Origin of the sequence: Nonomuraea sp. NPDC005692 (assembly GCF_040631115.1) — a bacterium.
In the GTDB taxonomy this organism is placed as follows: Bacteria; Actinomycetota; Actinomycetes; order Streptosporangiales; family Streptosporangiaceae; genus Nonomuraea.
In genome coordinates, this window is sequence record NZ_JBEXYU010000016.1 from 170,346 (window position 1) to 184,146 (window position 13,801).

Below are 13,801 nucleotides of genomic sequence, written 5' to 3' on the forward strand. Positions count from 1 at the left end.
GTGGTCGGGAAGGCGGGTCAGGTGAGGGGGATGGTCGTGGTGGGGACGTTGTAGCCGCGGACGCGGAGTGCCGGCTGGTGGCCGCCGAGGTCGGTCGTGCGGTACGTGGCCGTGATCGTCGTGGTCTCCCCCGGCCACAGCGTGACGTAGTTGTCGGTGTAGGTCACGGGTACGACCTCGCGCCCGTCCGCGATCACCTCCGGGCGCAGGAGGAAGGCCAGGCCGGAGGGGTTGCGCAGGGTGATCGTGACGGTCTCGGTCCCGGCGGAGACGGCGCGGACGCCGGTGGCGGCCACGTCGGCGGCGGGCAGGGCGTTCAGGCCGGTGAGGTCGGCGTAGGTCTTCGGCGTGGTGCGGTACCAGTTGCTCTTGTTGCCGAGCGTGTCGGGCGCGGTGGAGTACCAGTAGACGTTGTCGCTGACCTTCGCGCCGGCGGCGTCCTTGAGCTGGAGCCTGATGAGGTAGGTCCGCGACAGCCCGGTGACCGCCGGGACCGTCAGCACCTGGACGCCGGCGTTGGCCGTGGCGGTGACCGGGGCCGAGGCGGTGTACTTCTGGGCCAGGTCCGGCAGGTTGTGCACGGACGCCGTGGCCGTGAGCCCCGACCGCGTGGTGAGGGTCGAGTTGACCACGTGGACGGCCCGGGTCAGGTAGTCGTAGGCGATGTGCACGGGTTCGGTGGCCTTCTTGGTGCCGAAGTAGCCGCCGCCGGGCTTGAGGTAGTAGTCGTAGAGGTTCCAGTGGACCGACGGCCAGGCGTTGTTCAGCATCCAGAAGACCGAGCCGAACGAGCGCACGTGCTGCCTGGCGCTCCACGCCTCGAAGAAGGCGCGGGCGTTCTCGTAGTTCTGCGCCTCGGACTTGCGGGACTGGTCGGCGGCGGAGACGGGCGTGCCGTAGCGCTTGGCCAGGCCGGTGCTGTAGGGGGCGATGGTGTCGAACACGCTGCCCGGCTTGCCGGCGTGGTAGTTGTACGCCGTGCCGATGGGCCAGACGTCGGCGGGCGCGAGGAAGCGTTGCAGCGTCTCCAGGGGCGGCGGCGACTCGGTGCCCTCCTCCCCCGTGCTGCCGTACGCGCCGCCGCTCCTGCTCTCGTCCCACCACAGCACCGGGGGCTCCCACACGTACGGGCCGTCCATCTTCATGCCGGCGTCGGCGTTGGACCAGGTGGCGACGTTGTCCAGGGTGGGGTTCTGCCAGTGCAGGGCGGCGGCCACGCTCTTGTACGCGGCCAGGTGCGCGGCCGTCGGCGGCTGGTCGCTGCCGTAGGTCCACAGGAACACCGAGGCGTGGTGGCGCAGTGAGCGGAGCTGGCTGTCCAGCGACGCGCGGGCGACCTGTTCCTGCTCGGCGGTCCAGGCGCTGTCGTCCTCCCAGGCGCTGCAGCAGACGAAGCCCGGCATGACCAGGATGCCTGCCTTGTCGGCCATGTCGTACAGCTCCTCGTTGCCGAGGGTGCCCTCCAGCCTGATGGTGTTCAGGCCCATGTCCTTGACGTAGGCGATGTGGGCGGCGTTCGTCCTGGTGTCCCAGCGCTGCATCAGGTCCCACACGTACCCGCCGCCGCGCAGCAGGATCGGCCGGCCGTTGATCTTGTATCCGGCGAACGAGGTGCCGTTGACGGTGGTGCGGTAGTCGGTGACCTGGCGGATGCCGAAGTCGATGGTCTTGCTGTCGGAGGCGCCCGCGCCGACCGTCAGGCGGTACAGCTCGGGGCTGCCGAACTGGTACGGCCACCACAGCACCGGATCGCTCACGTGCAGGGGCGCGAAGGCGACCTCCTTGCGCTCGCGGGCGGCCAGCGTGACGGTCTGGGAGAAGGTGAGGTCGGGCCGGCCCGCCTTGGTGATCGTGCCGCTGACCGTGGTGGTGACGGGGGCGTTCGTCGCGTTGACGGCGTCCACGTAGACGGTCAGGTCGGCGGCGGCGCCGGACAGGGCGGTCCGCACGTACGGGTCGCGCAGGGCCACCGGGCCCGTGGTGTCCAGCAGGGTCGTGTTCCAGATGCCCGCGTTCATGTCGGGGGCCTCGGGGTTCCAGTCGACCGTGCAGGTGGACAGGTCCTTGCAGTCGTGGCGCGGCGGGGTGACCCGGACGGCCAGCGCGTTGACCGCGCCGGGCCGGATCGCGGCGGTGGCGTCGTACTCGTGGCCGACGAACGTGCCCACGGCCGCGGCGTCGAGCTGCACGCCGTTCAGCCAGATCTGGGCGCGGTAGCTGAGGCCCTTGAAGCGCAGCCAGTACACCTGGCCGGGGGCCGTGGCCGGGGCGGTGAACTCGCCGCGGAACCACCAGTCCTGGGTGGTCAGGTCGGGCACGTTCTTGAGGTTCTGGCCGAAGTAGACGTCCTGGTAGACGCCGTTCGCGACCAGCCCGGCCAGGACGGTCGAGGGCAGGGTGACCGGGTTCCAGCCGGTGGTGGCGTACCCGGGCGTGGAGATCGCCGCGCCGGTGTCGGCGAGGCCGGTGGCCGGGCGCAGCGCCCAGCCCGAGGCCAGCTCGGTCGAACCGGCCGCCGCGACGGCGCTGCCGGCGCTCACCACCCCCGAGGCGAGCAGCAGGACGAGCACGGCCAGGACGCATCTGATCGATCGGGACATGCGCAGCTCCTGAGTGGGCTCCTAAGAACCGGAGGGCCAGGCGATCTGGGTGGAGCGGTAGTAGGCGATCCCCATGACGCGCCAGCGCGGGCCCTGCGCGCCCAGCCGCTGCCGGAACACGGTCCAGTCGTGCGTGGCGGAAGGGGACCAGCCCAGTTCGGCGAGCGCGGGCAGGCGGGGGAAGGCCATGTACTCGAGGTCGGCCGACGTCCTGAGCGTCTCGGTCCACAGCGGCGCCTCGACGCCGAGCACCTGCTCGGGCGGGAGCCTTCTGAGGTAGGCGCCGGGATCCCAGCCGTAGGCGTCCTTGACCTCGATGGTGCCCGCCCAGGTCTGGCCGAGCGGGGTGCGCCGGTTGTACTTCATGTCCAGGTACGCGCGGCTCGCCGGGGACATGACGACCTTCCGGCCCGCCGTCGACACCGCCGTCTCCGTGGGGTCGCTGCCCCAGTACTGGACGACCGTGGCGGGCAGCGGGGTGGCGTTGACGACGTCGTGCCAGCCGATCACCGTCTTGCCGTGGGCGGCCACGATGCCCTGCGCCCGGTCGACGAACGTCCGGTAGTCGGCCGGCGTCGTGGAGGACGCCTCGTCCCCGCCGATGTGCAGGTAAGGGCCGGGGGTGAGCGCGGCCAGCTCGCCGATCACCTGGTCGACGAAGGTGTAGGTGATCTCCTTGGACGTGCACAGCGAGCTGAACCCGACGTCCGTGCCGGTGTAGCGCGGCGGGGCGACGCCGTCGCAGGTGAGCTCGCCGTAGGAGGCGAGGGCGGCGTTGGTGTGCCCCGGCATGTCGATTTCCGGAACTACGGTGATATTTCGCGCGGCGGCGTAGGCGACGATCTCCTGGTACTGGGCCTTGGTGTAGAAGCCGCCGGGATCGCCGCCGACCGCGGTGCCGCCGCCGTAGGAGGCCAGCCGGGGCCAGGAGTCGATCGCGATGCGCCATCCCTGGTCGTCGGACAGGTGCAGGTGCAGGCGGTTGATCTTGTAGAGCGCGATCTGGTCGAGGTACCGCTCGACCGCGTCCACCGGGAAGAAGTGCCTGGCCACGTCGAGCATCGCGCCCCGGTACGGATAACGCGGCCGGTCCACGACCCGTCCGCCGGGCACCGGCCAGGGGCCCGGCTGCACCGTGCCGGCCTCGGCCGCGTACGGGAGCAGCTGCCGGAGCGTCTGCACGCCGTTGAACAGCCCGGCGGCCCCGTTGGCCAGCACGACGATCCCGGTGGCGGTCACGTCGAGCTGGTACGCCTCCTCCCCGCCGGCCACCGTGCCCAGCCGCAGCGTGATCCCGTCCGCCGGCGGGGCCGTCACGATCGGGACCGGGTAGCCGGTCGAGCGGCGCAACCGCTGCGCGAGCTGCTCGCCCACCTCGGGCGCGTCGGAGTACAGGGCCGTCGCGGCGGTGATCCGGTACGTCACCCCCGCCGCCTGGACCGCGCTCACCGGAGCGGGCACGATCGCCCCGAAGGCGACGGCGGCCGCCGCCGTGGCGCTCGGTGCGACGGGCACGGATGCGGAAACCGACATGGCGAGCAGGGTCGTCAGCACGACCGCAGCGGTGCGGATCTTCATGACCGCCTCCCGAGGGTTGCCCCCACCATACGGACGCGATCGCTGGTGGTAAAGAACCTTTCTAATCAAGGGTCTCGGTGGCGACGGTCCGGTAGCCGTTCCACACGAAGCGGGCCGTGGTCACCGCGTCGTCGCCGTCGCCGGTGATGAGCTGGTGGATGGCGATGCCGTCCAGCTCGCGGTATTCGCACCACTCGTGGTCGGAGGTGAGCACGAGGTCGAGCCCGAGGTTCACCAGCAGGTCGAAGACCTGGCCGCGGTTGGCCCGGTCGACGCCCACGAACACTTCGTCCAGCAGGATGAACCGGGGGCAGCCGGGGTCGGTGCGGTAGTGGGCGGCCACGGCGGCGAACAGCGGCAGGTGCAGGGCGATGGCCTTCTCCCCGCCGGACAGGGCGCCGTGCAGCTTCCTGGTCAGGTCCTGCCAGCCCTGGCCGTCGCCGCGGTCGAGGCGGACCACGAACCGGTGCCAGGACGTGTAGTCGAGCACCCTCATGAGCTGGTCCTCCCAGCCGGCCGAGGAGTTGTCGGCGCGCGCCTCCTCGACGCGGTCCCGGAAGAAGGCGTACAGGGCCTCGCGGTCGGCCTCGCTCAGCCCGGCCGGGTCGCGCAGCAGCAGCTCGCGGGCCGCGCGGGTGGCCGGGGACTGGGTGGGATCGACCTGCCACACCAGGCGCACCGCGACCCCCGAGGCCGTGCGGACGCGTTCGAGCCGCTGGTTCATGCCCTCGACCAGCGCGGCGGCCTGGCGGATGCGGTCGGCCAGGTGCCGCCGCGTGTCACCGGCGAGCGTGCGGTCGAACAGGTCGCGCTCGGCCTCGGTGATGTCGCCGCGCCGCTCGTCGCGCTCGCCGCGCAGCGCCCTGCCCAGCGCCGCCGCGCCCGCCCGCACGCCGCCGGCGGTGGCGGTCAGCACCTGGACGTCCTCGTCGGGGGCCAGCTCCAGCTCGGCCCGGCCGGCCAGGACCTCCCTGGCGTGGTGGAAGGCGTCCCGCAGGCGGGCCTCGGCCTCCCTGACGGTCCGCTGCTCGTGCGGCACCGCCGCGAGCCGCCCGGCCACGTCCCCGGCCGCCTCCAGGACCGCCCGCACCCCGGCGTCGGGGGCGAGCCCGGCCGGCACGCCGGCGTCGGCGGCCAGGTGGCCGGCCAGCAGGCGGCGCAGGCGCTCGCAGACCGCCTCGCGGACGCGACCGGCCTCGGCGTGCTTCTCCTCGGCCCGGCCCAGCTCGCCCCTGAGCCGTCCGAGGCGGGCGTTGAGCCGGGCCGTGTCGTCGTGGATCGTCCGGATCAGGCGGCGGCAGCCCTGGTGGGCGGTCTGGGCGTCCTGGAGCCGGCCGAGCAGGTCGGGGTCCTCGCCGCCGGCCGCGGGCTCGACGGCGGCCAGCTTCTCGGCCAGCACGACGGCCGCGTCGGCCGCCTCCTCGGCCCGTTCCATCGCGCGTACGGCCAGGTCCTGGTACTCGCGGGCGGTCTCGGCCGCCTGGCCGGCGCGGTCCCTGGCCGCGCGGGCGTCGCCGCGCCGGTCGTGCCAGACGGCGCCGGTGGTCTCGGCGGCGCGCAGGGCGGCCTCCAGCCGGTCGAGCGCGGGCCGGGCGGCGGGCAGCGCGTGCCGGGCGGCCAGCTCCGTGAGCCGGCGCAGCGACCTGCCCACCTCCTTCTCGCGCTCGTGCAGGCGCTGCTCGTGCGCGCGCAGCTGGTCCTCCAGCAGGGCGACCTTGCCCACGGCCGCGTCCAGGGCCCGCGCGGCCCCGTCGTACGGCCTCCTGTCGGGCCGCCGCCGCAGCTCGGCCGCCAGCGTGTCGCGGTCGCCGGCCAGCACCCTGAACAGGTGGTCGCACTCGGCGATCGTGCCGGCCAGGTCGGAGAGCCGGTCGTCCAGCTCGGCGACGCGGCGGCGCAGGGCGCGCTCGCGGGCGGCGTCGCCGATGTAGGAGGGCTCCGGCTTGACCCAGCGCCCGGCGGCCGGGCCGAGCTGCCAGGTGCCGTCGGCGCCGACGGCCGCCGGATGGTCGAGGCCGAGCGCCGTGGGGGCGAAGGCGACGCCCGCGAGCACCCGCTCGGCCGAGACGGGCGCGCCCGGCTGGGCGGACAGCACGGCGGCCAGGCTGTGGCCGGGCGCGGGCCGGGCCAGGGCGGAGGCGGCGAAGGCGTCGTGCTCGCCGGGGTCCATGCCGCCGTCGGGCAGCAGCCACAGGTCGAGCAGGCCCGAGGCTTCGAGCGCCGCCTCGACGCCCGCCTGGGTGACCGGGTCGACGCCGGAGCGGAAGGCGAGCGCCCGCCACAGCGGCATGCCGGGCCGTCCGGACCTGGAGGCGGGGCGGGCGGGCGAGGGGGGCGGCTCCAGGGCGGTCCGGTCGGCCAGGCGTTCGCGTTCGCGGGCCAGTTCGGCGCGCTCGGCGTGCAGCCGGTCACGCAGGCCGGTCAGGTGGTGCTCGCGGGCGGCCAGCCGGACCGCGGCCGCCGTGCGCGCCGCGCCGACCAGCTCGTCGGCCTGGTCGGACCGGTCGGCGAGGCCCGCCAGCTCCTCGGGGTCGAGCCGGAGGTGGACGCAGCCGCGGGCCCACTCCTCCAGGGCGGCGGCCAGGTCGTGGGCGCGCTCGTCGCGGGTCGCGCCGGCCTGGTCGTGGGCGGCGGTCGCGGCCGTCAGGTCGTCGCGGACCCGGTCGCGGTCGTGCTCGGCGGTGGTGCGGCGGCCGATCGCCTCCTCGTGCTCGACGGCCGCCGCCGCGACCTCGCGGATCTGGCCGGCGCGGCTGGTGACGGCGGCGCGCAGCAGCTCGCGGGCGCGGCGCACGGACTCCTCGCCGTCGTCGCCCCGCTCCCCCTCGCCGGGGGCGCCCCCGGACTGCGCGCTCGCGGGCTCGGGGACCGGGCGTTCGCACTCCAGGTGGACCGAGAGCAGCCCGGCGCGCTCGGCGGCCCGGCGGGCCTCGGCGCGGGCGCGGTCGGCCAGGCCGGTGGCGGCTCGGGCGACGGCCGCCGCGCGCAGCGACAGCTCCTGCCTGGCCGACGCGCTGCGGGCCGCCGCCCCGGCCTGGTCGCGCAGCCGGGCCGCCGACTCGTGCGCCTCGCCCGCCTGCGTGCGCAGCCGGTGCAGGTCACGCCCGGACCGGTACGCCTCGCTCTCCTTCAGCCCGTCGATCTGCGCGGCCAGGGCCAGCTCCTGCGCCTCCTCCTCCGACAGCCGGACGGCCGCGGCGGCCAGCTCGCCGTCAGCCTGCTTGAGCGCCTCCCGTCCGGCCTTGACCTCGGCGGCGAGGGCGTCGACGGCCTGCCCGGCGGACAGGGCCGCGGCGGCGGCCGCGCGCAGCACCTTCTGGGCGTAGCCGCGCTGGACGTCGGCCAGCCGGTCGGCCTCCTGCACGTCGCGGTCGAGCAGGCGCAGCTCCTCGCGCCGCCGGTCGAGCCGCTCGAACCCGTCGGCGATCTCGTGGATCTCGCCCTCGCCGAGCGGCGGCAGGGCGCTGGACAGCAGGTCGGACAGCAGGCCGGGGTCGAGGCGTTCGGACAGTTTGGGGGTGCGGAGCTGGCGCAGCGCGGTGAGCAGGCAGTCGTAGCGCTGCTCGTTGAGCGCGGTGTAGAGGGTGCGGCGCACGACGGCGCGGTAGGCGTCGGCGGACTCGTGGACCGTGCCGGCCTCGCCCAGCTCGTCGGCGAGCTGGGCCCTGGTCAGCGGCTGGCCGCCGTCACCGGTGAGCCGGACGCCGCCGGGCAGGCCGACGCGGGAGCCGGTGGTGAAGTAGGCGGCGGTGACGTTCTTGGTGTGGGCGGTGGCCTGGAGGCGGGCGCCGCAGGTGAACCAGCGGCCGTCGGCGTGCTGGAACTCCAGCCAGACGTAGCCCACGCGGGTGACGCCGCTCGCGCCCTCGCCCATGAGGTTCCAGTGCATGGTCCGCTCGGTGCCGCCGAACGTGGACAGCCTGCTGGGTTTGAGGCTGGCGTCCAGCACGTACGGCAGCAGCAGTTCGAGCACCTTGGACTTGCCGCTGCCGTTGGGCCCGCGCAGCAGCAGCCTGCCCCGGTGGAACTCGAACACCTCGTCGTGGTAGCGCCACACGTTGAGGATCCCGGCGCGTACGGGGATCCAGCGCCGGTCCATGCCCGGGGCGGTGCGGGCGGGCGTGAGCTCGGTGACGGTCATGCGTCCTCCGTGTCGGCCGGGCCGCGATCGACCCGGTAGCGGGCTCCGGCGGGCAGGGCGGCCACCCGGTCGCCGGTACGGCGGGCCAGCCCGAACATGGCGAGCACCGCCAGCGCGTCGGCCGCGAGGCGAGGCGCGCCGCCGTCCGACTGGTAGGCCCTGGCCCACTGGGGGAAGCGCCGCAGCAGCTCGGCGGCCTCCTCGTCGAGGCGTCCCGCGGGCAGCGGACCGGCGGTGACCAGCAGGTCGAGCAGGAGCAGGGCGGCGACCTTGGCGTGGCCGCCGTCGTCGGGGAACCTCGTGTCGGTGGCGGTGGCCTCGGTGTCGACGAGCAGGAGGCCCTCGGCGCGTTCCTCCAGCACGAACCCGGCCTCCTCGGCGGCCCTGCGGATCATCCGGCGGCCGGTGAGCGAGGCGGCGTAGGCGGCCTGGGCGGGGGTCAGCTCGTCGCGGTAGACGACGGGCTCGTCGAGCAGGCGGCGGATGACGGAGTGGCGGGCCCACAGGGCGCGCTGGGTCTCCGAGGGTTCGTCGCCGCCGTAACGGGCCTCGACGGTGAGCGCCGCGGGGGTACCGGCCGCGCCGGGCAGGCGGGAGGGCGGGACGGGGGCGGCCAGCAGCCTGATCACGCGGGTGGTGTCCACGCGGTAGAGCACCTTGGCCTCCTCGTCGCCGAGGTAGGCGTCGGTCGTGCCGTCGGTGGCGGTGATCGCGCCGTGCCGTTCGAGCAGCTTGAGCGCGTCGACGAAGGCGGCCCGCTCGTCGGCGCCGACCGGGTCGAAGGGCGGCACGCCGGGCTCGACCGCCGCCGCCCGCGCCACCCGTCCGGCCAGCATGCCGATCGTGGCGACCGGCGCGGCGAGCAGTTCGGCCGCGCACAGGCACAGCAGCGTGTAGCGGCGTCGGTCGAACGGCGGGCCGCCGGCGCGACGCCGGGCCGGGCGGGTGGCCGTCGGCCGCGACCCGACCTTGACCAGGCGGGCGTAGCCCTCGCGGGGCTCCACGACCAGCCGCCAGCCGCAGAAGTAGTCGAACCACCGGGTCAGCGGCTCCCGCCGTTTCCTGATCACCGCGAAGGCGGCGGGCTCGTCGTCCGCCGCCAGGAAGGGCCGGGCGAGGAGGGTCCTGATCGCGCGGGCGATCTCCTCCTTCTCCGCCCTGACGAGCTGGTTGGCCAGGCTGCTCATGCCCCTTCGGCCCTCCCGTGGTCGCGGGCGCCCGGGGAGCGCACGTCGAGCAGGTAGTCGGGGCCGCGGAACCAGCCCTCGGACGTGCGCAGCACCGCGACCGCGCCGTCGCCGGGGGCCCGCAGCACGACCTCGACCCGGCCGTCGGAGGTGACGGCCCGGCGCAGGCCGGTGGCGTCGGGACGGGCGGCCAGGGCCCGGCCCAGCAGGTCGAGCAGCCGGCCGAGGGTGTCGTGGTCGAGCGCGCCGAGCTGGGACAGCCGGACCGAGCCGGTGGTGGCCAGCGCCTGCCAGGCGGCCTCCAGCCCGGCGTGCTCCTTCTCGGCGCGGGCGCGGCGCTCGGCGCGCAGCGCGGCCACGTCGCGCACCCGCCCGGTGCGGCCCATGCGCTCGGTCCTGCCCCGCGAGCGCAGCAGCGCCGAGACCGCCACCGGCCCGGCCTCCGCCCAGGACGTCCCGGCCGGGACGAGTTCGGCGTCGGCGTGCCCGAGGTGGGCGTGCCGGGCGGGGCCGAGGCCGAAGGCGGCGTCCCAGAGCCGGTGGGCGTCGTCCTCGCCCGGCGCGGTGGCGAACCAGCGGGCCAGCGCGCGGAAGTCGGCGGCGGCGCTGGAGGCGGGACGGCGAGCGGCGGTGACGCGGTCGAGCAGCCCGAGCAGGGTGACGATGGCCTCGCCGGCGACCTCGTGCAGCCGCCGCAACCGGGGCCCGGCACCGCCGCTCTCGGCGCCTTCGCCGCCGGTGCCGCCGTCGAGGTCGGGGTCGAACCACTGGCGCAGCTCCGCCCAGGCGGCGGCGCGGGCGGCCAGCCACGGCGTGGCCAGGTCGGTCCCGGGGATCCGGGGCAGGTCGGCGCCGGCCAGGGCGCGGGTGTGCAGCACGCCGACGCCCCGCCCGGCCACGCCGCGCAGCGCCCGCGCCGCCGTCTCGCCGCGCTGCTCCAGCCCGGTCACGAACTCCTGGAGGTAGGCCACGGTGGCCGCCTCGGCCTCGTGGAACGTGCCAACGCCGGCGCCGTCGGCGCGCAGCAGCCGCCGCAGCTCGCCGTTGAGCCGCACGGTGTCGCGGCGCAGCCCGTCGAGGTGGCACTCCAGCTCCCGCAGGCAGGTGAACACCCGCCGGTCGCGGCCGGGGTCGGGGTCGGCCAGCAGCGCCTCCAGCTCCTCCAGCCGGTCGGCGAGGGCGTCGAGCACGGCGGTGTGGAACGCGCCCGCCGCGGCCAGCGTCTCCGACGCCCGCCGCAGCCCGGCGTGGGCGGCCTCGCCCTCGGCGGTCAGGGCGTAGCGCAGGTTCCTGCGTTCGTACTCCTCGGCGGTCGCGAAGCCGGCGGCGTGGTCGAAGACGACCTCGACCAGCCGCCAGCCGGCGAGCTGCCGCAGCGCGCCGGTGAGGTCGTGGTCGCCGACGGGGGCGTACCAGCCGCGGGCGCGCAGCCGGTCGCGGACCTCGTCGGCGGTCAGCGCGGGCTCCAGGCGCTCGGCGGCGGCGCCGAGGACGTCGAGGAGGGCCGTGTGCAGATCCGCCCGCTCAGTGGTGGCGAACCGGAACATCTCCGGCGGCACTCGTGGCAGCTCCGCCATCGCGCCGTTCTCCCCTCTCGCCGCGGTTTCACCGGAGCCACCGTAGCCGGAGAGACGGGCACCGCGGGGGCCGGTTTGCGAGCAGATGCCACGGGTATGGTCGCCGCGTTCGGCTGCCGGTGGCAGGCGGCGCGGTCCGCGCCCGGTACGGCGGCATTCGGGGAAGACGGGGGCCTGTGATGGCGGAGATCGAGGCGACGCGCGGGATGCCGGCCGACAGCATGATCGTGTTCGGGGTGGCGTCCGACGTCGAGCTGATGGACCGGTGGCTGCCGCAGGGGTTGTGGGTCGGCGACGGCGGGGCGGGCACCGTCGAGGCGGGCGGCGAGCTGGTGCCCGGCAGCGGGCGGCACGAGGGGCTGTTCCGCGTCCGGGAGGAGCAGCTCCGGGTGGAGTGGGGCGGCCGCGACCACCCCGACTACGCGGGCTGGCTGCAGGTGTCCGACTCGGCGGCCGGCACGAGCGAGGTGACGGTCCACCTGTCGCTGCTCGACGAGCCGGCCTCCAGCGCCAGGGCCGACGAGGTGCGCGAGCTGCTCGACCGCTCCCTCGACCGGCTGGCCGACGAGGTCACCCGCCGCGTCTCCGAGGGCGGCTGAACGGCGGGCTTCCCCGGGCGCGGCCGGACGGCGGCCTCCTTGCGAGGGCGGCCGGCTCCGGCGGGCGGGCGGGGGCGGGCCCGCCCGCCGGGGTTCAGGCGTCCTCGCGGTCCGGGTTCTCCAGCCGGAAGAAGTTGCTCTGCTTGCCGTCCTTCTTGTGCTCCTGGTAGATGAAGTTCAGCTTCCGCTGGTCGAAGGTCTCGAACCACTCCTCCCAGGTGATCTCCGCCAGGTCGCCCCCGCCGTAGCCGGGGAAGTCGAAGCGGAGCACGCCGGCCCTGCCCTGGTGCTCGGTGCCGGGCACGGTCGCGGGCTTGGCGCCGCGTTCCTGCGCCCATTCCTGGATCACGTCGTGGTCGGTGGTGATGAGACTGCGGCCGGGCCGCTCCTCGTGTTCGTCGGTCGAGGTGACGTGCTGCTCGTACTTGTGCTTGCCCTCGACGGGACGGTTCTGCTGCGACATGGCGGCCTGTTCCCCCTGGTAATCGTGCGGATGACCTGCTCGATACCCAGCCCGGCGTGCTTCTTGCAAATGATCTGTGCCACCACGCTTAAAGGGGCTCGCAAGGTATCCCCTTCAACTTTTGGTTATGCGACGTTTAATCACGATTCTTTCCCCCGTACTCGCAGGTCTGATCGCCGCGGCCGGCCTGTCCGGCGCCGCGGACGCGGCCACGAACGGCGGGCTCGACGCCTATTACGGTCAGCGCCTGGCCTGGTCGGGGTGCGGCAGCGGGTTCCAGTGCGCGAAATTGGCGGTCCCCCTCGACTATGCCAGGCCCGGCGGCCGGCGGATCAGGATCGCCATGGTCCGGCTGCCCGCGACCGGCCGGAGGATCGGCTCGATCGTGCTGAACTTCGGCGGTCCCGGCGGCGCCGGCGCGACCATCTTGAAGGCCGACAAGACCGTCATGTCGGCCGCCGTCCGGCAGCACTTCGACGTGGTCGGCTTCGACCCGCGCGGCGTGGGCGCCTCCGCCCCCGTGCGCTGCCTGTCGCCCCTCGGTCTGGACGCCTACTTCGCCGCCGACCCCACCCCCGACAACGCGGCCGAGGTCAAGCGGGCCAAGGCGTGGATGAAGATCTTCGCCCAGGGCTGCGCGACCAACTCCGGCAAGCAGCTGCTCGCGCACGTCGGCACCGGCGAGGTCGCCCGCGACCTGGACGTGATGCGGGCCGCCCTGGGCGACGCCCGCCTGACCTACTTCGGCTTCTCCTACGGCACCTACCTGGGCGCCCGCTACGCCGACCTGTTCCCCACCCGGATCCGCGCCATGGTGCTCGACGGCGCCGAGGACCCCGGCCAGACGCTCGCCGAGTTCGGCGCGGCGCAGGAGCGGGGGTTCCGGATGGCGCGCGAGTCGTTCCTGCGCGACTGTTTCCGGGCCAGGGACTGCCCGTTCCCCCGCCACACCGTCGCCGCGTCGACCAGGCGGCTGGAGGCGCTCTACAAGCGGGCCGACCGGGCGCCGCTGCGCAACGACGGCGACAGCAGGCAGGTCAACGAGGCCATCCTGCGCTCGGGCGTCAACCAGGCCATGTACGCCAAGGACAGCTGGCCCTACCTGCGCCAGGCGCTCACCCTCGCCTTCAGGGGCGACGGCACGGCCATGCTCGCCCTGGCCGACGTCAACCACGGACGCCGTCCCGACGGTAGCTACGACAACAGCAGCGAGGCGCTGACCGCCGTCAACTGCCTGGACCATCCCGAGCAGCGCTGCGCGTACTGGCCGGTCAGGGGCGAGAGGTTCACCAGGAAGGTGCGCGCCCACGGGTCGCCGCCGATCGTGGTGGTGGGCACGACGCGTGACCCGGCCACGCCGTACGAGCTGGCCAGGCGGCTGGCCGGGCAGCTGGAGCACGGCGTGCTGCTGACCCACGACGGCGACGGGCACACGGCGTACAAGGGGAGCTCGTCCTGCCTGGACCGGCAGATCGACCGGTACGTGATCACGGCTCGCGCGCCGCGCCCGGGAGCCTGCGCGAAGGTCTGACGGCGTCGGCCCGGTCCCCCACCCGCTCATGGGCGGGTGAGGGACTGGTGACGTTCGGGTCAACCCTGGCCGCGCCTGCGCGGCGGGCACGACCGGGCGGGAGAGATTGGGCGGACGTAGCCGGA

General features: G+C 74.8%; 8 protein-coding genes. 2 read left to right on the forward strand and 6 right to left on the reverse strand.

Annotated features, from left to right (window positions below):
- Positions 1-17 precede the first annotated feature (17 nt).
- The 5 genes from ABZ459_RS29655 to ABZ459_RS29675 all read right to left on the reverse strand — a co-directional run bounded on the left by ABZ459_RS29655 (position 18) and on the right by ABZ459_RS29675 (position 11,083).
- Positions 18-2,600 (reverse strand): hypothetical protein, encoded by a 2,583-nt coding sequence (locus tag ABZ459_RS29655; RefSeq protein ID WP_357977016.1) that lies wholly within the window; start codon positions 2,598-2,600, stop codon positions 18-20.
- A 21-nt stretch (positions 2,601-2,621) separates the two neighbouring features.
- Entirely contained in the window at positions 2,622-4,178 is a 1,557-nt protein-coding gene (locus tag ABZ459_RS29660) for a beta-N-acetylhexosaminidase (RefSeq protein WP_357977019.1), read from the reverse strand.
- Between the two features lie 61 nt (positions 4,179-4,239).
- A complete protein-coding gene (locus tag ABZ459_RS29665; protein WP_357977022.1) occupies positions 4,240-8,319 on the reverse strand; it encodes a TIGR02680 family protein in 4,080 nt (1,359 codons plus the stop codon).
- Positions 8,316-9,506, reverse strand: coding sequence for a TIGR02678 family protein (locus ABZ459_RS29670; protein WP_357977025.1), 1,191 nt, complete (start codon positions 9,504-9,506; stop codon positions 8,316-8,318). The genes ABZ459_RS29665 and ABZ459_RS29670 overlap by 4 nt, the downstream gene beginning before the upstream one ends.
- A complete protein-coding gene (locus ABZ459_RS29675; RefSeq protein WP_357977028.1) occupies positions 9,503-11,083 on the reverse strand; it encodes a TIGR02677 family protein in 1,581 nt (526 codons plus the stop codon). Before ABZ459_RS29675 ends, ABZ459_RS29670 begins: the two co-directional genes overlap by 4 nt.
- A 179-nt stretch (positions 11,084-11,262) precedes the next feature.
- On the opposite strand from ABZ459_RS29675, the gene ABZ459_RS29680 reads away from it, so the two are divergent.
- Positions 11,263-11,682: an SRPBCC family protein gene (locus ABZ459_RS29680; protein ID WP_357977030.1), complete on the forward strand. Its 420-nt coding sequence runs from the start codon at positions 11,263-11,265 to the stop codon at positions 11,680-11,682.
- 94 nt (positions 11,683-11,776) lie between these two features.
- Here the strand turns inward: ABZ459_RS29680 and ABZ459_RS29685 are convergent, their stop codons facing one another.
- Positions 11,777-12,145, reverse strand: a complete 369-nt coding sequence (locus tag ABZ459_RS29685) for a hypothetical protein (RefSeq protein WP_357977033.1) — start codon at positions 12,143-12,145, stop codon at positions 11,777-11,779.
- A 127-nt stretch (positions 12,146-12,272) separates the two neighbouring features.
- Between ABZ459_RS29685 and ABZ459_RS29690 the strand changes: the two genes are divergently transcribed.
- The gene (locus tag ABZ459_RS29690) at positions 12,273-13,676 is read left to right on the forward strand and encodes an alpha/beta hydrolase (protein WP_357977035.1); all 1,404 of its coding nucleotides are present in this window, start codon (positions 12,273-12,275) and stop codon (positions 13,674-13,676) included.
- Positions 13,677-13,801: the final 125 nt, after the last annotated feature.